Consider the following 18,690-nt stretch of genomic DNA (forward strand, 5'->3'; position numbering starts at 1 on the left):
TTGACAGTACTTGCCAATTTTTATACATTTAACGCCAAAGTGAAAATTTAGAATGTCAAAAAGACAGAATAAAAATAGAGCGTGATGTCATGAATGAATTACACATACCAAATGGTTATTATCAGTTATGGAATATGTATTTGCTCAAACGCGGGCTAGATTATCATTGCTTACAAAGCATCACGCCGTATGTATCACAGATAGATCATTTATTAAGCCTGCCGATTGATTCTCAGTCACCATACACTTTTTTTAATTTGGTCATGCAGGCAACACAGCAGGAACTAAACTGCCCAAATTTAGTTTTTGAAATGGCGGAGCTCATACGGCCTGAGCATTTTGGGGTGTTGGGCTATATGGCAACCCGTTCTAATAGCGTGGCAGAAGCCTTGCAATACATTATGAAATTTAGTCGCTTGGTGATTGACGGTGCAGAAGTGACACCCATGCAATTGTCTTCGATAGGAGATGAATTTTATTTAACTTGGCCTCTGCATGACGCTAAATACGCTTTGGTCAACGAGCTGACCACGGCCTGTATGGCACATTTGGCCAAGCAAATATTTCCAAGTTCTTTGGTGCTAAAATGTATGAAATTTGCGCATGCACAGCAAATGGCTCGTTTTCATTATGAAAAATTCTTTGCCTGTAAAATTGAATTTGAACACCCTCAGTATGCCTTTGTATTAAACACGGCCAGTTTGGATCTAAAGTCAGAGCTTGCAGACCCGTCACTGATGCAATTACTGCTGAAGCAGGCTGAAGAAGCAATAGCCTCTAAACCCAAGCTAGAAAATATTGTGCAACAGTTACATCAACATATTGCGCAGCATTTAAAACAATATGCACAAGCGCCCAAAATAGAACAGATGGCCGATGAGCTATATACCTCAGTACGGACCTTGCAACGCCATCTTGCTGAGGAAGAGAGTTCATTTAAAAAAGTGTTGGAAATAGAGCGTTTGAAGCGTATTGAACAACTGCTGTTACAGCCCTTAAGCTTATTGGATATTGCTTTACAGTTGGGTTATTCAGACCAGTCTGCATTGGCACGTGCTTATAAAAGTTATACAGGCCAAACCTTGTTACAACGCCGTAAAGCATTAAAGTTAGAGGCTGATGAGCAATAAAAAGCGGCCTTTAAAGACCGCTGAAAATATTTTTTAAAGTTTTATGATGTTTGGGTTTTGGCATCTTTAAGTCGAGGATAACGACAGATGATTGCCACAATGGCAAATATAGCCAATATCCAGCAGTAGTAAATTGAGCTGATTAACTCAATCGGTGAAATTTTTACAATAGAGCAGGCAAGGAGTAATTGAGCGCCGTATGGAATAAGACCTTGTACAACACAAGAGAAAATATCCATTAAGGCAGCAGCGCGTTTGGGGTCTACGCCGTACTCTTTGGCAACTTCACGCGCCATATCTCCTGAAAGAATAATGGCAACTGTATTATTAGCCACAAAGAAGTTAGAAAAAACCACCAAGAAGCTAATCCCAATTTCGCCCGCGCGTTGTCGTCCGACTTTGAGTAAACGGGTCATACTGTAAATGCGCTGAATGAGCCACTCCAGACCACCTTCGCGCTGCATAATGGCAGATAAACCACCCAAGAACATAGAAAGCAAAGCCACTTCAAACATGCCAATAAAACCATCATAAATGGCATTGTTGAAAGCCAAAAAGTTAAAATCTGATTTTAATAACAGCCCCATCACGCCCGATAAAATCACGCCAATACTTAATACAGCCAATACATGCAAACGACTAAAAGCCAAAATAAATACGGCGACATACGGAAGCATTAACCAAGGATTATAGGCTTTCACGCTAATGGTTTGAACGCCACCACTTAAGAGCATATAAATGATTAGGCTGACAATAGATGCAGGAACAGCAATCCAAACATTGACACGGAATTTGTCACGCAACTGTACATTTTGGCTACTGGTTGCTGCAATCGTTGTGTCCGAAATCATCGATAAATTGTCACCAAACATGGCGCCACCAACCACGGCACCAATTGCGTAAACGATAGGAATGTCAGTTGCATGGGTAAAACCAAATGCAATTGGTGCACAGGCAGCAATCGTGCCCATAGATGTGCCCATCGCTGTAGCAATAAATGCTGAAATCACAAACAGCATAGGTAAGATGAAGCTTGGTGGAATAATAGATAAACCAAATTGTACTGAGGCTTCTACACTGCCAATGCTACTGCTGACGCTTGCAAAAGCCCCTGCCAACATAAACACCATAAACATCAAAATTAAGTTGGGGTGGCTGGCACCTTTTAAAAATTCATCAATACTGGCATTGAGTTTGCCTCGGTAGAGTAAAATGGCCACCAAAATTGCTGGAAATGCAGCAACTGGCGCTTTGATTTGATAAAAAGCAAACTCAGTACCAATGAGTGTGTGGTAAATACCACTTCCTAAAAATACGGTCAAAAAAACAATAAGAGGAAGCAGTGCAATGGCACGGGCCTGCACTTTTCCTGAGGAGAGGGTGGTCATAGGAGATAAAAAAAATAAACAATGCAACTAGTATAGAGCAGGTTTTGCAATTTCAGAAAATTTAAATGTAAATGCTAAGCCTGTTATTTATATCGTTTTTTTAGCAATAAAATTAAGTTTATCTAAAATCATAAGATTTTTTAATTTCCTAAAATTAGGCATCTTTGATCATTGTGAAAAAAAACGAAATAACCGTAAATGATGCTTTCAGGCTTTTCTGGATATTTGCGCGAAAGTTAGAAATGCAAGCATAACGTTTGCCACCCTATTCAAGGGGTGAAAAATAGCGTTACAATGCGGAGTCTTGTATTTCTGCAAAGCCAAAACAGTTTTGAACCATTCAAGGAAAGTATATCTCTATGTCACGTCTAGCTGCACGATTCGGAGCGCTTAAATCTCAACAGCGCAAAGCTTTGGTTTCTTATGTTATGGCAGGTGATCCTCATCCGCATGTAACTGTACCGTTGCTTCATCAAATGGTCGATGCCGGCGTAGATGTGATTGAATTGGGACTTCCTTTTTCTGACCCTATGGCAGATGGCCCTGTTATCGCTTTAGCTGCAGAGCGCGCTTTAGCAGGTGGCACAAATACGCTTGATGCACTCAACATGGTCAAAGAATTCCGTCAAAATGATACAGAAACACCTGTAGTTTTGATGGGCTACTTAAATCCAGTTGAAGTGATTGGCTATGAAAAATTTGTGGCTTATGCACATGACTGTGGTGTGGACGGTATTCTTTTGGTCGATTTGCCGCCAGAAGAAGCAAAAGATTTGGACGAAGTATTGAAAAAATACGATATGGATCAAATTTTCTTGCTTGCACCAACTTCAACTGATGAGCGTATTCAGCACGTGGTAAAACAAGCCAGTGGCTTTGTTTACTATGTATCGTTGAAAGGGGTAACAGGTGCTGCAACTTTAGATGTGTCTGAAGCTGCAAACCGTATTCAGAAAATCAAAGCTGCCACTGATGTACCAGTGGGTGTTGGTTTCGGTATTAGTGATGCGACCTCTGCGAAAGCCATGGGTGCAGTAGCTGATGCTGTGATTGTCGGTAGTGCTTTTGTAAAGCAATTTGCCAGCTTAGCGCCAGAACAAGCCGTAATTGCAACGGTGAATAAAGTGAAGGAGCTTCGAGCAGCGCTCGATGAGTTAGTATGAGTCAAGACCTCAAAACAGGGAAAACGTTAAGCCCGGCTACGCCGTGGACAGATCGTGGTGTACCTGGCATTCATGTGCCAGATGAGCAACAGACATTAAAAGCGACTTTTACTGAGCCAACGATCGAATGTCCTGAGTGTCATGCCTTAGTAACACGTACTGCAATGTCATTTAATGCTTATGTTTGTCCGCAATGTGATGAACATTTGCGCATGAAAGCACGTGATCGTTTGAACTGGTTTTTTGATCAAGTACAAGCAGAATTAGGCCAAGAATTTGCGGCAAAAGACCCACTTGGTTTTGTAGACAGTAAGCCATATCCAGAGCGTATGGCAGAAGCTCAGAAAAAAACTGGCGAAACAGAAGCGTTGGTTGTCATGCAAGGTTTACTTAAAGGTATTCCATTGTTGGCATGTGCTTTTGAATTCGACTTTATGGGCGGTTCAATGGGTACAGTGGTTGGTGATCGTTTTGTGCAAGCGGCAGAACGTGCTATTGAGTTGAATCAACCCTTAGTCTGCTTCGCGGCTTCTGGCGGTGCGCGTATGCAAGAAGGCATGTTGTCGCTTATGCAAATGGCGCGTACCTCTGCAGCCATCCAAAAAATGAAAGATGCTGGTTTGCCATACTTAGTGGTATTAACACATCCAGTTTACGGTGGTGTAACTGCATCTTTAGCGATGCTCGGCGATGTTCACTTGGCTGAACCAAAAGCCATGATTGGCTTTGCTGGTAAGCGCGTGATTGAGCAAACAGTCCGTGAAAAATTGGAAGAACCGTTCCAACGTGCAGAATACTTGCTTGATCATGGTGTAATCGATCAAATTGTTCACCGTCACGCATTACGTGATACAGTTTACCGTATTGTCGCGAAACTGATGAATTTGCCTTGAACACACCAGCACCTCTTGCAACAGATTCTTTAAACACATGGCTCGATTATTGGGGCCATGTTCATGTTACAGGGATTGATTTAGGCCTAGAGCGGGTCATTCCTGTAGCTGAGTATTTGGGTGTTACCCGCCCCAATGCAAAAGTATTAACCGTTGCAGGAACCAACGGTAAAGGCTCAACCACGACAACTCTAGCGGCCATTTTAAATGCGCAAGGGTATAAAGTTGGTCTTTACCAATCACCTCATATTTACCGTTTTAATGAACGCATTAAGCTTCAAGGCAAAGAGGTTGATGATCAGTCCCTGATTGATGCTTTTGTTGCCGTCGATCAAGCACGTCGTGCATGTGATTTAACTTTATCTTTTTTTGAAGCGACGACACTGGCCGCTTTTGTTATTTTTAAAGCTCAAAGTTGTGATGTATGGGTACTTGAGGTCGGCTTAGGTGGTCGTCTTGATGTCGTTAATGTCATTGAACCTGATGTTGCTGTTATTACCAACATTGGCCTAGATCATACTGATTGGCTAGGCGATACGATTGAAAAAATTGCATTTGAAAAAGCAGGCATTATTCGTCCAAATATTCCAGTAATTTTTGGTGGCCAACAACAACTCCCACAAGCCATTCAAGATAAAGCCGAGCACTGTCAAGCGTCGCTATATGCAGTGAATCGTGATTATTTCTATCAAGATAATTTAGATGGTCAAACGTGGTCTTTTGCTTCCGCAGGTACCACTTTAAATTTACCTGTAGGTCGTTTGGCCTTAGAAAATATTTCAACTGCGGTGGCTGCAGTTTTGTTAAGTGGTTTAAATGTCACTCAAGAAGCTTTGGCCACGGGCATACAAAATGCGCAATTACAGGGACGATTTGAAGTTCGTGAAATTGCAGGTAAAACTGTCATTTTTGATGCGGGACATAATCCACACGGCGTTGAATTTTTGTTAAATCAATTGCGAAAATTCATGCAATACAATAAACAGTACACTGAAGTCATCAGTGTTTTTTCAATGTTAGCGGATAAAGATATAAAATCTGTCGCTAACCTATTGAAAAACTCTGTTTTAATGTGGAAGATTGCACCATTAACTGTAGCTCGTGCAGCAGACATCGAACAGCTAGACGATGCGTTGCAGGGATTAGATGTACAGCATTTCGACAGCATAAAAACAGCTTTTCAATCAGCGCTGGATGAAACAAAAAATAATCAGCTGATTATGGTATGTGGTTCTTTTCATACCTTGGAAGCGGTCTGGGAGTATTTGGAAGAATGTCAATGAATAACAAACAACGCTGGATGGGTGGCGCTGTTTTATTAGGGGGTGGCGTATTACTGGCCGCTCTACTGCTAAAAGGGCAGGACGAAATACATCAAAATCGTAACGTTGCCCCTGAAACTGCCAGTGCCGAACAAAATAAAATCAGTAATGATGCAGGCTTAACCGTCGATGTTGCGACAGAAAAGCGTTTGCTTGAAGAACAAAAACGTGCACGTGAAAAATCAGTTGCAGAGCAGGAAGCACGCGCGGCTGAATTTTTAGCAATGCAACAACAGGCCGAAGCTGATGCGGCGCGTAAAGCTGCAGAAGAATATGCAGCTTTAAATGCACGTCGCACAGCACAACAAAGCTCAGATAATATTCCACCTGAGTTGGTTGAAGATGATCAAGCTAAACAAAAGCGTTTAGCTGAGGAAAAGTTGGCAGCGCAAAAAAAGCTAGATCAGCAGAAGTCACAACAGCAGGCTGATCAAGCCAAAGCAACTGCGACCCAAAAAGCTGCTGAAGAAAAGCGCCAAGCTGCTGAAAAGCACAAAGCAGAAACTGCGAAAAAAGAAGCTGAAGCTAAACGTAAAGCCGAAGCAGAGAAGAAAGAAGCCGAAGCTAAGCATAAAGCTGATGCAGAAAAGAAAGAGGCTGATGCAAAGCGTAAGGCTGATGCTGAGAAAAAAGAAGCTGAAGCCAAGCGTAAAGAAGCAGAGGCAAAGAAAAAGGCTGAAGCTGAAAAAGCCCGTGATTTGCTGGAAAATGGCGATAAGCAATGGATGGTACAAGTGGCTTTGGCTGCCAATGAAGCCAATGCAGATGCTCTTGCGGCAAAACTGAAAGCTAAAGGTTTTAGAGTGACTAAAAGTCCAACCTCTAAGGGTGTGCGGATTATGGTTGGCCCAGCCAAAGACCGTGATTCAGCTGATGCTGCACGTAAAAAAATTACTTCTGATGCCAGCTTGGGCATGAAGTCTGCTTGGGTGATTGAGTGGGTGCCACTCGACAAACGTTAAGCTTTGCATTGACTGTCTTCGGCCCATTGAATCGGCCAAATCACAGGAAATGACCCACAAATTTAAGATGGATTCGCGAGTTGCTCACGAATCCATTTTATATTTTCAGGTCTAAATAAAGCCTCGATATTGATCCAAATAGGATGGAAGCCAAAACCGCCATGTTTCATTTCTGCTAAGGCATCTGCTTCAGACCATCCTTCAAAAATAATCCGATACATTGCAATGCTCGCACCTGTGCGGTCTGAACCGTGATAGCAATGAATCAGTACATTTTGATGCCGTGCTTGAGCAGCTTGTAGTTGTTTCATCACTTGAAGTAAGTCATTTCTAGAAATTGACCATGTATGAATAGGGATGTGCACCAATGCCAGATTTTGCTGTGCAAACGGCTGCGTATCTGCATCGCGCGCTCTTAAATTAATAATGGTGTGAATTTGATTGCGTTGAAGTGCAGTAAGGAGAGCACTAGACGGTTGTTCACTACGATACAGCCAAGGGCTGACTTGATATAAATTTATCTTCCGATCAATGACAGTTGCCCATTGTTTTGGGCGCTGTTGTTCAGTCCAGCTAGGGGAACTCATGCATCCTGTAAAGCTTATTGACAGTGTGAGCATAAGGATTGTACGGCTGTATTTTTTCATACAGCGATATACCTTGCTAACTCAATTGGGTCATGTGCACAAATGAGCTCAATACTGTTTTCATGTTGCGCAAGGTGTTGGATGTTTTTGAGGTTATGTATGCGTTGTACGTTGTCATACGCAAATACACGTTCTAATTGATTCAGGGTGTGGAGCTTGTGCTGGCCATCGAGTTCAAGGTGTGAGTAGTAAGCATCGCCACAAAAGAATAACCAGCCATCCTTATGGCGAATAGCAATTCCACAATGTCCGGCACTATGCCCAGGCAGAGGAATGAGTAAGATTTCATCTTGAAATAAGTTGAAACCTTGTACGCGATTTAAATTAAACCAAGCTTCACCATTTAATGGCTCAATAAAATTCCAATAGCGATGTTGTTTAAATTGCTGTGGTTTATAGCGTGCGCGATTTTTAAAGTCTTTTAAATTTTGCGTGGCATTGTATTCACTCGAAAGTACATGCACGGTTGCAGCGGGGAAGTCTGAAATACCACCAGCATGGTCAAAATCTAAATGAGATACCAAGATATGTTTTACATCGCTGGGTTTAAAGCCCAACTTTTGCACTTGTGCGATGGCAGAGAGTTCTAAATTTGTTTCAATACGCCCAATGTGTGTGGTTATACGACCGAGTCGTTGCTTTGGATGTAAATAATCTTGAATACCTAAGCCTGTATCGACCAAAACAAGGCCTTGGTCTGTTTCCAGTAATAGGCAATGGCAGACCACATGCGCTAATAGGCTGGACTGGCCAAAAAGTGGGCCGCAGACTGGGCACATTGTGCCACAGTGTAAATGATGAATATTATGGATCATGGCGATTTTATATTTAGATTATGCTGATTTATTGATGCTGATTTTACACATAAGCTTGCCACTTGGGCGTAGTTGTTGTGCAAACTTAATCAATCTCTAAATATAAAAAAAGCCCATCCGAAGATAGGCTGTTGATTCTAGCGCTACATGGCTCGTAAAAATGTAAAGCTATAGTTGGGAATATAAATTGTGGGGGGGTACATTTACTCTGGTTGTGGAGTTAAACGTAAATAAGGTGTTACTGCTTTATAGCCTTTAGGGAAACGTTGCTTGATTTCTGCTTCATCTTTTAATGACGGTACAATCACCACATCTTCACCATGTTGCCAGTTTGCAGGTGTTGCTACTTTATGATTGTCAGTCAATTGTAATGAGTCGACAACACGTAAAATCTCATGGAAATTACGGCCTGTAGATGCAGGATAAGTAATAATTAAGCGGACTTTTTTATTTGGATCGATAATCACCAATGAGCGTACCGTTAAGGTTTCGCTGGCATTTGGATGAATGAAATCATATAGCGTTGAGACCTTGCGGTCTTGATCGGCAATAATCGGAAAATTCACCGAGGTATTTTGAGTTTCATTAATATCATTAATCCAGCCTTTGTGTGATTCAACATCATCCACCGATAAGGCAATAGCTTTTACACCACGTTTGCTAAATTCATCTTTTAACTTTGCCGTAAAACCTAACTCAGTTGTACATACGGGTGTGTAATCTGCTGGGTGTGAAAAAAGAATCCCCCAGCTATACCCAAGAAAATTATAAAAATTAATCTGACCTTCGCTTGAATCTTGTGTGAAGTCAGGAGCGATATCGCCTAAACGTAAACTCATGGTCGTGCCTCGAATGATTATTTATATTGGTGTCTGGGAACGACTATGAGCGATTTTTTTTATAATGAAAAATAGTGTTTTTTTATTTCTTTATGAAATTAAAAGATAAAGAATGCATGCTGTATTTGGCCGATTTGAATAAATCTCTGTATGCACGTACTTTTTAGCCTGTTTAAAATTTGTTACATTAGCAAATCTAAGCTTTATTGGGCCACATTAGGTTCATAGAAATTTTATGAGGTTTTTGTGCAAAGCCCTTGTACTTCAAATTTCTAGCACCATAATAACGACTAAGAAAACTTATTCATTTGACAAGCAAGATTTAGAGAGTCTATTCATGTTGGCAAGTCTGATCGGAGGAATCTTCGGTACCAAAAATGAGCGTGAACTCAAACGCATGCGCAAGATCGTAGAAAAAGTTAACGCGCTCGAGCCGACGATATCAGCCCTTAGCGATGCGGACTTATCTGCAAAAACTGAAGAATTCAAACAACGTTATAAAAATGGTGAAAGCCTAGATAAATTAATGCCAGAAGCATTTGCAGTTTGTCGTGAAGCGGCAAAGCGTGTAATGGGCATGCGTCACTATGATGTACAGATAATCGGTGGTATTACCCTTCATGAGGGTAAAATTGCTGAAATGCGTACGGGTGAGGGTAAAACACTCATGGGTACGCTTGCTTGTTATCTGAATGCTTTAAGTGGTGAAGGCGTTCACGTGATTACAGTGAACGATTATTTAGCACAACGTGATGCTGAGTTAAACCGTCCATTATTTGAGTTTTTAGGCTTAAGTATTGGCATTATTTACTCAATGCAAGACCCTACTGAAAAGGGTTTGGCATATCGTGCAGATATTACTTACGGTACAAACAACGAATTTGGTTTCGACTATCTTCGTGACAATATGGTGTTCTCATTCCCAGAGAAAAAACAACGTGGCTTAACTTATGCCATTATCGATGAGGTCGATTCGATCTTAATCGATGAGGCGCGTACGCCATTAATTATCTCTGGTCAAAGTGAAGATTCTTCGCAGCTGTATGCCGCGATCAACAGCATTCCACCGAAGTTGCATGCGCAAAAAGAAGAAAAGGTCGCAGATGGTGGTCACTTCTGGATTGATGAAAAGCAACGTACTGTCGAAATGACAGAAGTTGGTTATGAAACAGTTGAGCAAGAATTAATTCAAATGGGCTTATTGGCCGAAGGTGAAAGTCTATATTCATCTGCGAATTTGAACTTGGTTCATCATGTATCGGCGGCTATCCGTGCGCATTATTTATATCAACGAAATGTGCAATATATTATTCATGATGGTGAAATTATCATCGTGGATGAAAACACAGGTCGTACAATGCCTGGTCGCCGTTGGTCAGAAGGTTTGCACCAAGCCGTTGAAGCCAAAGAAGGCTTGGAAATCCAACCAGAAAACCAAACCTTGGCAACCACAACTTTCCAAAACTATTTCCGTCTGTATAAAAAACTTTCAGGTATGACCGGTACTGCAGATACCGAAGCTGCCGAAATGAAAGAAATTTATGGCCTAGACGTAGTGCTTATTCCAACGCATCGTCCTATGGTGCGTAAAGATGAAAACGATTTAATTTATTTAAATCGTAACGGTAAATACAGCGCGATTATTCAAGAAATTCAACGAATTCATGAAGCAGGCGTAGCGCCAATTTTGATTGGTACAGCGACTATTGAAGCCTCTGAAATTTTATCTGACAAACTACGTGAAGCAGGTATTGCCCACGAAGTACTCAATGCAAAACAGCATGAGCGTGAAGCAGATATTATTGCGCAAGCAGGCTCACCACGTGCAGTAACGATTGCAACCAACATGGCAGGTCGTGGTACAGACATTCTGTTGGGTGGTAACTGGAAAGCTTTACTTGCAAAAATTGAAGCGCCAACTGCTGAAGATGAAAAACGCTTAAAAAGCGAGTGGGAAGCAAACCATGATGCTGTTTTAGCATCTGGTGGTTTACACATTATTGGTTCAGAACGTCATGAATCACGCCGTATTGATAACCAGCTTCGTGGTCGTGCTGGCCGTCAAGGTGATCCAGGTGTGTCGCGTTTCTATCTATCCCTTGAAGATGACCTTATGCGTATTTTCGCAGGTGATCGTGTAGTGGGGATGATGCGTGCAATGGGCTTGAAAGAAGATGAAGCCATTGAACATAAAATGGTGTCACGTTCGATTGAAAATGCACAGCGCAAAGTAGAAGCACGTAACTTTGACATTCGTAAAAACTTATTGAAATACGATGATGTAAATAACGAACAACGTAAAATTATTTACACTCAACGTGATGAAGTTTTAACTGAAGCATCATTAGAAGAAAACATCGAAGGGATGATTTCTGATGTGATGAAAGGTGTGATTGAAATTTATGTACCACCTGAATCAATTCACGATCAGTGGGACATTCAAGGCCTTGAAAGCGCATTGCGTGAAGACCTTGGTATCGATTTGCCAATTACCCAATGGCTTGAAGATGATCGTCGCTTAGACGAAGAAGGCTTAGCGCGACGTATTACCGACGAAGTTTTGTCACGTTATAAAACACGTCGTGCGCAAATGGGTGAAGAATCAGCAGCGATGTTGGAGCGTCATTTTGTGTTGAATGCTTTAGACCTTCACTGGAAAGAGCATTTGGCTGCCATGGACTACCTACGTCAAGGTATTCATTTACGTGGTTATGCACAAAAGAACCCTGAGCAAGAATACAAAAAAGAAGCCTTTAACTTATTTGTAAACATGCTAGCGGTAATTAAATCTGATGTTGTGACAGATCTATCTCGCGTACATGTTCCAACTGCAGAAGAACTTGCAGAAATGGAGGCTCAAAAGCAAGCACAAGCTGAAGCAATGCAATTGAATCTATCTCATGCTGAGTTTGATAGCTTGTTGGATGACGGTGTAAGCACTGATGTCGTAGATGCGCAATTCACACCTGTTGGTGATGAGGTTGTAGCACCAGAAAGCCGCAATTCACCTTGTCCATGTGGCTCAGGTCTAAAATACAAACAGTGTCACGGTAAAATTTAAGTGATACATAAAATAATCAGAACCTACGGGTTCTGATTATTTTTGTAGTATAGATTTAGAGTTGATGAATAGTGTTTGCAGCCTAAGCCATTAGATGGTATTTAGTTGCACAGTCCCTTAAGAAATTGTGGAACAGACAATGAAAAAATTATTACAGCCTCTCATGATTGCTATTTTGGCAGTTCCAGCATTTGCGTATGCAGATTCAGTTCAAACGACAACGCCTGCAAAAGTTCAACAAGCACTTGGCGCGACAACGGCAGAAGTACAAGTGGGTACAGATGGTAAAGTGACAGTAACTAGCCCACGTACAGGTATTCGTTATACATTCGATAATCCAAATCGTCCGATCGTAATGCAAACAGCAGCTGTAACAGCAGCCAATGCAGCAAATGCGGATCGTATTGTGGCAGAGAATCCTGCACTGTCTTCAGCAAGTCAGCAAAATGCAAAAAAATCATTATTAAATGAAGCAGCACAGCTTGCACGTAATTGATTTTCGATCATTTTAAGAACCAGCCAATCGGCTGGTTTTTTATTGTCTATCACTACAGAATAAAAATAGCCTAAAACTAGGCATCTACTCGATTTTTACTCAATTTTGTTCTAAGCTGTCTTTTTTCATAAATTGAATTAGGCGTTTAAAAATGGCAGTTGGTGACGTATCTATGCCACAGATGCATGTGGTGAAAGGTGTAAAAATTGGTTCAGCTGAAGCGTATGTCCGCTATCAGAACCGACGTGACCTGGTTATTTTTGAATTTGCCGAAGGTTCAAATGTGGCGGGTGTATTTACACAAAATGCATTCTGTGCGGCGCCAGTACATATCTCTAAAGCTCACTTAAAGGTGGGAAATCCACGCTACTTGGTAATTAATACAGGTAATGCTAATGCTGGCACAGGCCCAACAGGTATGGCCAATGCAGAAGCAACGTGTGCAAAACTTGCGTCATTGGCGGGTGTTTCAGCAGCAGAGGTTCTGCCTTTTTCTACGGGTGTCATTGGTGAGCAACTGCCAATTGAACGTTTGGTCGAAGGTTTACAGCCTGCGTTAGATAGCTTGGAAGAAGATGCATGGTTAGATGCGGCTACAGGCATTATGACCACAGATACCACGCCTAAAGGTGCTTCTGAGCAGTTCGTATTGGATGGCATCACCTATACCATGACAGGTATTTCTAAAGGTGCTGGCATGATTCGTCCCAATATGGCGACAATGCTAGGCTATGTAGCAACAGATGCACCGATCAGCCGTAAATTGGTACAACAATTATTATCAGAAGCTGTCAATGTATCCTTTAACCGTATTACGGTAGATGGTGATACCTCGACCAATGACTCATGTATTTTTGTAGCAACAGGGCAGGCGGGTGGTCAAGAAATTAGCGCTACAACTGATCCACGTTATACAGCGGTTGCAGATGTGCTTACACGCGTTATGAAACGTCTTGCACAGCTCATTATTCGTGATGGTGAAGGTGCAACTAAATTTATTACGGTTGCTGTCGAAGGTGGTGCCAATACACAAGAATGCTGTGATGTAGCTTATAGCATTGCGCATTCACCATTAGTGAAAACAGCAATCTTTGCCTCAGATCCAAACTGGGGGCGTATTTTGGCAGCCATTGGTTATGCAGGCGTACCAAACTTAAATGTTGAAAATATTCAAGTTTGGTTGGGCGATGTTCAGATTTGTAAAGATGGCGGTGCAGCTGCAGATTACACAGAAGAAGCTGGTGCCACTGAAATGCAAAAAACAGAAATTACCATCCGTGTTGATTTAGGCCGTGGTGATGCGAAGGACACGGTATATACCTGTGATCTGTCGTATGACTATGTGAAGATCAACGCAGATTATCGTTCTTAAAATAGTGATTTTAAAAAGCCTCCATTGGAGGCTTTTTTATAAAGCTAAGTTTTTAATGACTGGTCAAAAAGCACATACAGCCATTTGAACAGCCATATAGGTGAGCTCATTGTTAAATGAGCATTATGGATAGAGTAGACCTTATGATGAATGATGCGACAAATTTAATTGCCAACGAAGCAAAATCGATTGTGCAAGCGCATTTAGACCGTTTGGGTGAGCCAAAAGAACACGTACTGTCAGAGCAAGCCAAATTAGCAAAGTTCGAGCAGATTAAAGAGGCGCTTAAAAAGCGTGATGCTGTACTGGTGGCACATTATTATTGCGATCCTGAAGTACAAGAGCTTGCAGAGCTTACGGGTGGTTGTGTTTCTGACTCATTAGAAATGGCGCGTTTTGGACGTGATCATGAGGCATCTACCTTGGTTGTGGCTGGTGTTAAATTTATGGGGGAAACTGCAAAAATTCTTTCGCCAGAAAAAACCGTGCTCATGCCAACACTGGAAGCCACTTGCTCCCTCGATTTGGGTTGCCCTGTAGATGAGTTTAGCCAATTCTGCGATGCACACCCCGATCATACGGTGGTGGTGTATGCCAACACCTCGGCTGCTGTTAAAGCGCGTGCTGACTGGGTGGTAACTTCAAGCTGTGCCGTAGAAATTATTGAACATCTCGACAGTTTGGGTGAGAAAATCATTTGGGCACCAGATCAGCATTTAGGGCGCTATATTCAAAAGAAAACAGGCGCAGAAATGTTGCTGTGGGATGGCGCATGTATTGTGCATGAAGAGTTCCGCTCGCGTGGCATAGCAAACATGAAAGCACTCTACCCAAATGCCGCAGTTTTGGTACATCCAGAGTCGCCAGAATCAGTTGTAGATATTGCTGATGCTGTAGGAAGTACTTCACAATTGATTAAAGCGGCGCAAACATTGCCAAATGAACAATTAATTGTGGCAACAGATCGCGGTATCTTCTACAAAATGCAACAAGCAGTGCCAAATAAGACCTTAATTGAAGCACCAACGGCTGGAGAGGGGGCGACTTGTCGCTCTTGTGCACATTGTCCATGGATGGCAATGAACGAATTAGATGGTATTTTGCAAGTTTTAGAAAAAAATGATCAAGAAATATTCGTCGATGCTGCTTTGGCTGAACGAGCGAAATTACCCCTTGATCGAATGTTGAACTTTAGTGCATCACTAAAACGCTAAAAATGCTTAAAAAATATCAATTATGCTTGATAAATAAACGCTTGAAGCATTTTTTGGTATTTTTTTGAAGATAGGTGTTGACGTCTTCGGGCGTCAAGCCTAGAATGCACACCGTACCGAACGATACATCGAAAGATAAGTTGAACGGTTCGAAAGCTGAGATGAATCGGAGCATAGCACAGCCTGGTAGTGCACCTGGTTTGGGACCAGGGGGTCGTAGGTTCGAATCCTACTGCTCCGACCAATTCCTCAAGGCAAATGATGTTTACATCAGTTAAGCGCTTGTAGCTCAGTTGGATAGAGCATCCGCCTTCTAAGCGGATGGTCACAGGTTCGAATCCTGTCAGGCGCGCCATTTGGTCGCTTGATGTATTAAGAACCAAATGTTGTAATGGTGGATGTAGCTCAGTTGGTAGAGCCCTGGATTGTGATTCCAGTTGTCGCGGGTTCGAATCCCGTCATTCACCCCAACTCTAGTAGTTGAAATCGGAGCATAGCACAGCCTGGTAGTGCACCTGGTTTGGGACCAGGGGGTCGTAGGTTCGAATCCTACTGCTCCGACCACTTTTAAAATAAGTGGTCGAAATAAAGATACCGCGTTAAGCGGTTTTTTTATGCCTAAAATTTAGTGAATTTTAGTGAAATAAAAAGCCTCAATATTTTGAGGCTTTTTTTGTTTCAGGTTTATGGAATGATAATGACATTTACGCGACGGTTTTTGGCACGATTTTCTTCACTGTCATTGCTTGCAATCGGTTGATCTGAGCCACGACCAATAATTTGCACATTTTGTGGTTTAAAGCCCTCTGCAAAAAATACATCCGCAACACTTTGGGCTCTTTTTTGAGAGAGTTGATAATTATAGTTGGCCTGACCAACATTATCCGTATGACCAGTGAATTTGAGCTTTTCTAAATCATATTTTTGTAATTGATGTGAGAGCTCGGTCAGTTTTTCTTTTTGATGATTCTGAATACGGTAATCATCAAAATTAAATAAGAGGCGTTCAGGAAGCGCAAGAGTCCAGCCTTCATCATTTAATACAAAACCTTCTTTTTTTAACATGCGGGCTTGTTTGTAATTTAGGTGACCTAAATTCATGCAGGCAGTAAGGGTTGTGCTAAAAATAATTATGAGTAGGGCGCTGAAAATTTTTTTGTACATATTTAGGCCTGTTTACTTTTGGATTGAAGGGAGATATGCCATTTCTCAGCAAAATTTTTTGCATCGTACATGGCTTGATCTGCGTCGCTGATTAAATCTTCTGGTGATTTAGAGAGTTGGGTGAGCGCAACGCCAATACTGGCATCTAAAAATATATGCTGTTGCTCGAACATATAGGTTGCTGTGTAGCAAGCATGTATTTTTTGGCAAAGTTGTTGTATTTCGTCACTGTCTATAATGTCTGGGATAATGACAGCAAATTCATCGCCACCAAGTCGAGAGAAAAAAGCATTTTCTGGCAAAACTTTACGTACACAATATGATGAAGCGCGAAGCACAGCATCGCCTGCTAAATGGCCAAATTGATCATTCACCTGTTTAAAGTCATTTAAATCTATAAACAGTACGGCTGCATTGCGCACACTATTATCTTCATAATATTGAAAGAGTGTTTCATAAAAAAAATGCCGATTTGGAAGTTGTGTGAGTGGATCGTGTCGAGATTGGTGTAATAGTTTATTATTTTCAGACATTAAACTTTGATTGGATTGCTCTATTTCACAGAGTAAACCATTAAATGCCGTGCTGAGGGCTTGCAGTTCTTGAATGTCAGAATTTGAAACACGCATGGTATAATTCTTTTTAAGACTAATGGTTTGCGATGATTCCACAATGTCACGAATGGAATGCATAAGGTATTGATAGACAGAGCTGACAGACCAAAAAACAGCAGCCAATAAAATTAAAAAACCAAGAAATAGCCCGAGCAGTATTTTGTGAAAGAAACTCACCAAGTCTGCAGAGTTTCCGTACACCAATAATTGGCCATAAGTTTTGTTGTTGTGTCGAATAGGGAGGGTAATGGGGTCGCGATAAAACAGCAGGTCAAGTAAGTTTTGGCTTGACCAAGCGCTAATCGGTTGCTGCTCTGTATGCGCTAAAATTTTTTTTTGCGTAGAAAATATATCAATAGAACGAATCGGGTATTGCTGAGTGTACTCTTGTAAAATTTGCCCCATTGTACTTTGGTCTTGAAAGACCACAGCGGGTTGGACGCGCTCATTAATGGCATTTGATAAAATGCTTAAACTATTTTTGGCATAGGCATTCATGGTGTAAGTAGAAATTGCCAGTAAAATAGCTGAGCAAATACCAAAAGTTAAAATAAAAATAGTCAGCTGAGAGCGTGTAAACAGCTGATGTAATGTAATTGGATTATACAGTTGTTTCATGGGTTTGACTCCGCTGGTTTTGCGAGCATTAATACCCGCGGGTCAATATGAATTTTGGATTGCGTTAAGCTTTCCATATTAACTTTAAATGCATAGCTTTGATTTTTCTTATAAAGACAAAAAGCACTACCCGTTTCACAGTTTAAATTATTACTACTAATCGAGAGGGCTGGGTAGTTTACTGCTGTATTTAAAATATTTTGCTCTTCTTTGTCACTGAGATTGCTAAAAAATAATACTGTGCAATTGGATGAGCGTAATTCTGAGCTGTGTTTATTGCTCACTTTATATGGGCTATCGGCTGGTAGGTTGTTTTTCAGCTGTTGCGCAAAGGGGTTATTGTTGACCACACAAATTTCAGGCGTGTTTGTAGGCCACTTGGCGTAGCTTAAAATGGCTAAAGATGTGTGGTAGATATCTGATACAGGTGCGGCATATAGTGAGCTACTCAATAAAAGACCGCAGATCAAAAATCCTGTTTTATTTCTGCTAAAAACCATATTGTGTATATTTTTGAGAGTTTATATAAATGGCGATTTATTCTTAAACAAATAAAAAACTGTGTAATACGTCTAATAATAATACAGAAAATGCTAAATGTGTTTAAAAAGAAGACACCTGGTAGGATTTTTTAAAAATAAATGGAAAAAAATAAAAAATAGGGTTGCAACGTATGTGAAATGCTGTAGAATGCACATCCATCGGCGGTGATGAAGATTAAAACTTCTGATAAAACAAAGACTTGATTGAATTGATTGAGTTTGGTTTTATTTGATAAGTTTAAAATAATTTGAATTACTTGTTGACACTAAATAAATTTAGTGTAATATAGCCGACCTAGCTTGCTGGTGACGAACCAACAAGAAGATCATTAAGAGATTATGAAGAACAACTTGTGTGGATTTTTACTGGTTGATCAATCGAATATATTTTCATTGATAATTGGTAGAAATTTCTCGAAGTTTATTTGAGCAAATATTTGTCAGTAATTG

Annotated in this window: 16 protein-coding genes and 4 tRNA genes; 13 read left to right on the forward strand and 7 right to left on the reverse strand. The window is 41.1% G+C overall.

All coding sequences use genetic code 11. From position 1 onward, the window contains the following. The first annotated feature begins 89 nt into the window (after positions 1-89). The gene (locus DYI81_RS07900) at positions 90-1,130 is read left to right on the forward strand and encodes an AraC family transcriptional regulator (protein ID WP_117007228.1); all 1,041 of its coding nucleotides are present in this window, start codon (positions 90-92) and stop codon (positions 1,128-1,130) included. A gap of 41 nt (positions 1,131-1,171) precedes the next feature. Here DYI81_RS07900 and DYI81_RS07905 read toward each other — a convergent pair whose 3' ends face one another. Continuing rightward, the gene (locus tag DYI81_RS07905; RefSeq protein WP_106986254.1) at positions 1,172-2,518 is read right to left on the reverse strand and encodes a Na+/H+ antiporter NhaC family protein; all 1,347 of its coding nucleotides are present in this window, start codon (positions 2,516-2,518) and stop codon (positions 1,172-1,174) included. A gap of 359 nt (positions 2,519-2,877) precedes the next feature. On the opposite strand from DYI81_RS07905, the gene trpA reads away from it, so the two are divergent. From trpA to DYI81_RS07925, 4 genes are read left to right on the forward strand one after another with little or no spacing between them, the layout of a single operon-like run. Continuing rightward, positions 2,878-3,681, forward strand: a complete 804-nt coding sequence (trpA, locus tag DYI81_RS07910) for a tryptophan synthase subunit alpha (RefSeq protein WP_106986253.1) — start codon at positions 2,878-2,880, stop codon at positions 3,679-3,681. Next, complete coding sequence (gene accD / locus DYI81_RS07915) at positions 3,678-4,574, forward strand: acetyl-CoA carboxylase, carboxyltransferase subunit beta (protein ID WP_106986252.1); 897 nt, start codon at positions 3,678-3,680, stop codon at positions 4,572-4,574. The genes trpA and accD overlap by 4 nt, the downstream gene beginning before the upstream one ends. Beyond that, entirely contained in the window at positions 4,571-5,857 is a 1,287-nt protein-coding gene (gene folC, locus DYI81_RS07920; protein WP_106986251.1) for a bifunctional tetrahydrofolate synthase/dihydrofolate synthase, read from the forward strand. The genes accD and folC overlap by 4 nt, the downstream gene beginning before the upstream one ends. Continuing rightward, positions 5,854-6,858 carry an SPOR domain-containing protein gene (locus DYI81_RS07925; RefSeq protein ID WP_117007229.1) on the forward strand — a complete coding sequence of 335 codons (1,005 nt, stop codon included), beginning with the start codon at positions 5,854-5,856 and terminating at the stop codon, positions 6,856-6,858. The genes folC and DYI81_RS07925 overlap by 4 nt, the downstream gene beginning before the upstream one ends. A 62-nt stretch (positions 6,859-6,920) precedes the next feature. Here DYI81_RS07925 and DYI81_RS07930 read toward each other — a convergent pair whose 3' ends face one another. The 3 genes from DYI81_RS07930 to DYI81_RS07940 all read right to left on the reverse strand — a co-directional run bounded on the left by DYI81_RS07930 (position 6,921) and on the right by DYI81_RS07940 (position 9,159). After that, positions 6,921-7,505 carry a dual specificity protein phosphatase family protein gene (locus tag DYI81_RS07930; protein ID WP_106986249.1) on the reverse strand — a complete coding sequence of 195 codons (585 nt, stop codon included), beginning with the start codon at positions 7,503-7,505 and terminating at the stop codon, positions 6,921-6,923. Next, complete coding sequence (locus DYI81_RS07935) at positions 7,502-8,320, reverse strand: MBL fold metallo-hydrolase (RefSeq protein WP_106986248.1); 819 nt, start codon at positions 8,318-8,320, stop codon at positions 7,502-7,504. The genes DYI81_RS07930 and DYI81_RS07935 overlap by 4 nt, the downstream gene beginning before the upstream one ends. 203 nt (positions 8,321-8,523) lie before the next feature. Then, positions 8,524-9,159, reverse strand: a complete 636-nt coding sequence (locus tag DYI81_RS07940) for a peroxiredoxin (RefSeq protein ID WP_106986247.1) — start codon at positions 9,157-9,159, stop codon at positions 8,524-8,526. A 337-nt stretch (positions 9,160-9,496) separates the two neighbouring features. On the opposite strand from DYI81_RS07940, the gene secA reads away from it, so the two are divergent. The 8 genes from secA to DYI81_RS07980 all read left to right on the forward strand — a co-directional run bounded on the left by secA (position 9,497) and on the right by DYI81_RS07980 (position 15,866). Continuing rightward, positions 9,497-12,220 (forward strand): preprotein translocase subunit SecA, encoded by a 2,724-nt coding sequence (secA, locus tag DYI81_RS07945; RefSeq protein WP_117007230.1) that lies wholly within the window; start codon positions 9,497-9,499, stop codon positions 12,218-12,220. A 139-nt stretch (positions 12,221-12,359) separates the two neighbouring features. Further along, positions 12,360-12,716, forward strand: a complete 357-nt coding sequence (locus DYI81_RS07950) for a hypothetical protein (protein ID WP_106986245.1) — start codon at positions 12,360-12,362, stop codon at positions 12,714-12,716. A gap of 151 nt (positions 12,717-12,867) precedes the next feature. Beyond that, entirely contained in the window at positions 12,868-14,088 is a 1,221-nt protein-coding gene (gene argJ / locus DYI81_RS07955) for a bifunctional glutamate N-acetyltransferase/amino-acid acetyltransferase ArgJ (protein WP_106986244.1), read from the forward strand. Positions 14,089-14,234: 146 nt separating this feature from the next. Continuing rightward, positions 14,235-15,302 (forward strand): quinolinate synthase NadA, encoded by a 1,068-nt coding sequence (gene nadA / locus DYI81_RS07960; protein ID WP_106986273.1) that lies wholly within the window; start codon positions 14,235-14,237, stop codon positions 15,300-15,302. A gap of 167 nt (positions 15,303-15,469) precedes the next feature. Continuing rightward, positions 15,470-15,546 (forward strand) — tRNA-Pro (locus DYI81_RS07965). A 34-nt stretch (positions 15,547-15,580) separates the two neighbouring features. After that, positions 15,581-15,657, forward strand: a tRNA-Arg gene (locus DYI81_RS07970). Positions 15,658-15,696: 39 nt separating this feature from the next. Further along, positions 15,697-15,772: transfer RNA gene (locus tag DYI81_RS07975), tRNA-His, on the forward strand. A gap of 17 nt (positions 15,773-15,789) precedes the next feature. After that, positions 15,790-15,866: transfer RNA gene (locus DYI81_RS07980), tRNA-Pro, on the forward strand. A gap of 120 nt (positions 15,867-15,986) precedes the next feature. Here the strand turns inward: DYI81_RS07980 and DYI81_RS07985 are convergent. Genes DYI81_RS07985 through DYI81_RS07995 form a run of 3 tightly spaced genes read right to left on the reverse strand, consistent with a single transcriptional unit; the run spans position 15,987 to position 18,150 of the window. Then, a complete protein-coding gene (locus DYI81_RS07985) occupies positions 15,987-16,466 on the reverse strand; it encodes an OmpA family protein (RefSeq protein ID WP_106986243.1) in 480 nt (159 codons plus the stop codon). Positions 16,467-16,468: 2 nt separating this feature from the next. Further along, on the reverse strand, positions 16,469-17,698 hold the full coding sequence (locus DYI81_RS07990) for a sensor domain-containing diguanylate cyclase (protein WP_117007231.1): 1,230 nt from the start codon (positions 17,696-17,698) through the stop codon (positions 16,469-16,471). Then, positions 17,695-18,150: a YfiR family protein gene (locus DYI81_RS07995; RefSeq protein ID WP_227865856.1), complete on the reverse strand. Its 456-nt coding sequence runs from the start codon at positions 18,148-18,150 to the stop codon at positions 17,695-17,697. The genes DYI81_RS07990 and DYI81_RS07995 overlap by 4 nt, the downstream gene beginning before the upstream one ends. Positions 18,151-18,690: the final 540 nt, after the last annotated feature.

The sequence above is a fragment of the Acinetobacter sp. SWAC5 genome (assembly GCF_003419885.1).
GTDB lineage: Bacteria > Pseudomonadota > Gammaproteobacteria > Pseudomonadales > Moraxellaceae > Acinetobacter > Acinetobacter cumulans.

Coding starts and splice junctions, on each gene's coding strand:
- DYI81_RS07900 (WP_117007228.1), top strand. CDS start 90: ATGAATGAATTACACATACCAAATGGTTATTATCAGTTATGGAATATG.
- DYI81_RS07905 (WP_106986254.1), bottom strand. CDS start 2,518: ATGACCACCCTCTCCTCAGGAAAAGTGCAGGCCCGTGCCATTGCACTG.
- trpA (WP_106986253.1), top strand. CDS start 2,878: ATGTCACGTCTAGCTGCACGATTCGGAGCGCTTAAATCTCAACAGCGC.
- accD (WP_106986252.1), top strand. CDS start 3,678: ATGAGTCAAGACCTCAAAACAGGGAAAACGTTAAGCCCGGCTACGCCG.
- DYI81_RS07925 (WP_117007229.1), top strand. CDS start 5,854: ATGAATAACAAACAACGCTGGATGGGTGGCGCTGTTTTATTAGGGGGT.
- DYI81_RS07930 (WP_106986249.1), bottom strand. CDS start 7,505: ATGAAAAAATACAGCCGTACAATCCTTATGCTCACACTGTCAATAAGC.
- DYI81_RS07935 (WP_106986248.1), bottom strand. CDS start 8,320: ATGATCCATAATATTCATCATTTACACTGTGGCACAATGTGCCCAGTC.
- DYI81_RS07940 (WP_106986247.1), bottom strand. CDS start 9,159: ATGAGTTTACGTTTAGGCGATATCGCTCCTGACTTCACACAAGATTCA.
- secA (WP_117007230.1), top strand. CDS start 9,497: ATGTTGGCAAGTCTGATCGGAGGAATCTTCGGTACCAAAAATGAGCGT.
- DYI81_RS07950 (WP_106986245.1), top strand. CDS start 12,360: ATGAAAAAATTATTACAGCCTCTCATGATTGCTATTTTGGCAGTTCCA.
- argJ (WP_106986244.1), top strand. CDS start 12,868: ATGGCAGTTGGTGACGTATCTATGCCACAGATGCATGTGGTGAAAGGT.
- nadA (WP_106986273.1), top strand. CDS start 14,235: ATGAATGATGCGACAAATTTAATTGCCAACGAAGCAAAATCGATTGTG.
- DYI81_RS07985 (WP_106986243.1), bottom strand. CDS start 16,466: ATGTACAAAAAAATTTTCAGCGCCCTACTCATAATTATTTTTAGCACA.
- DYI81_RS07990 (WP_117007231.1), bottom strand. CDS start 17,698: ATGAAACAACTGTATAATCCAATTACATTACATCAGCTGTTTACACGC.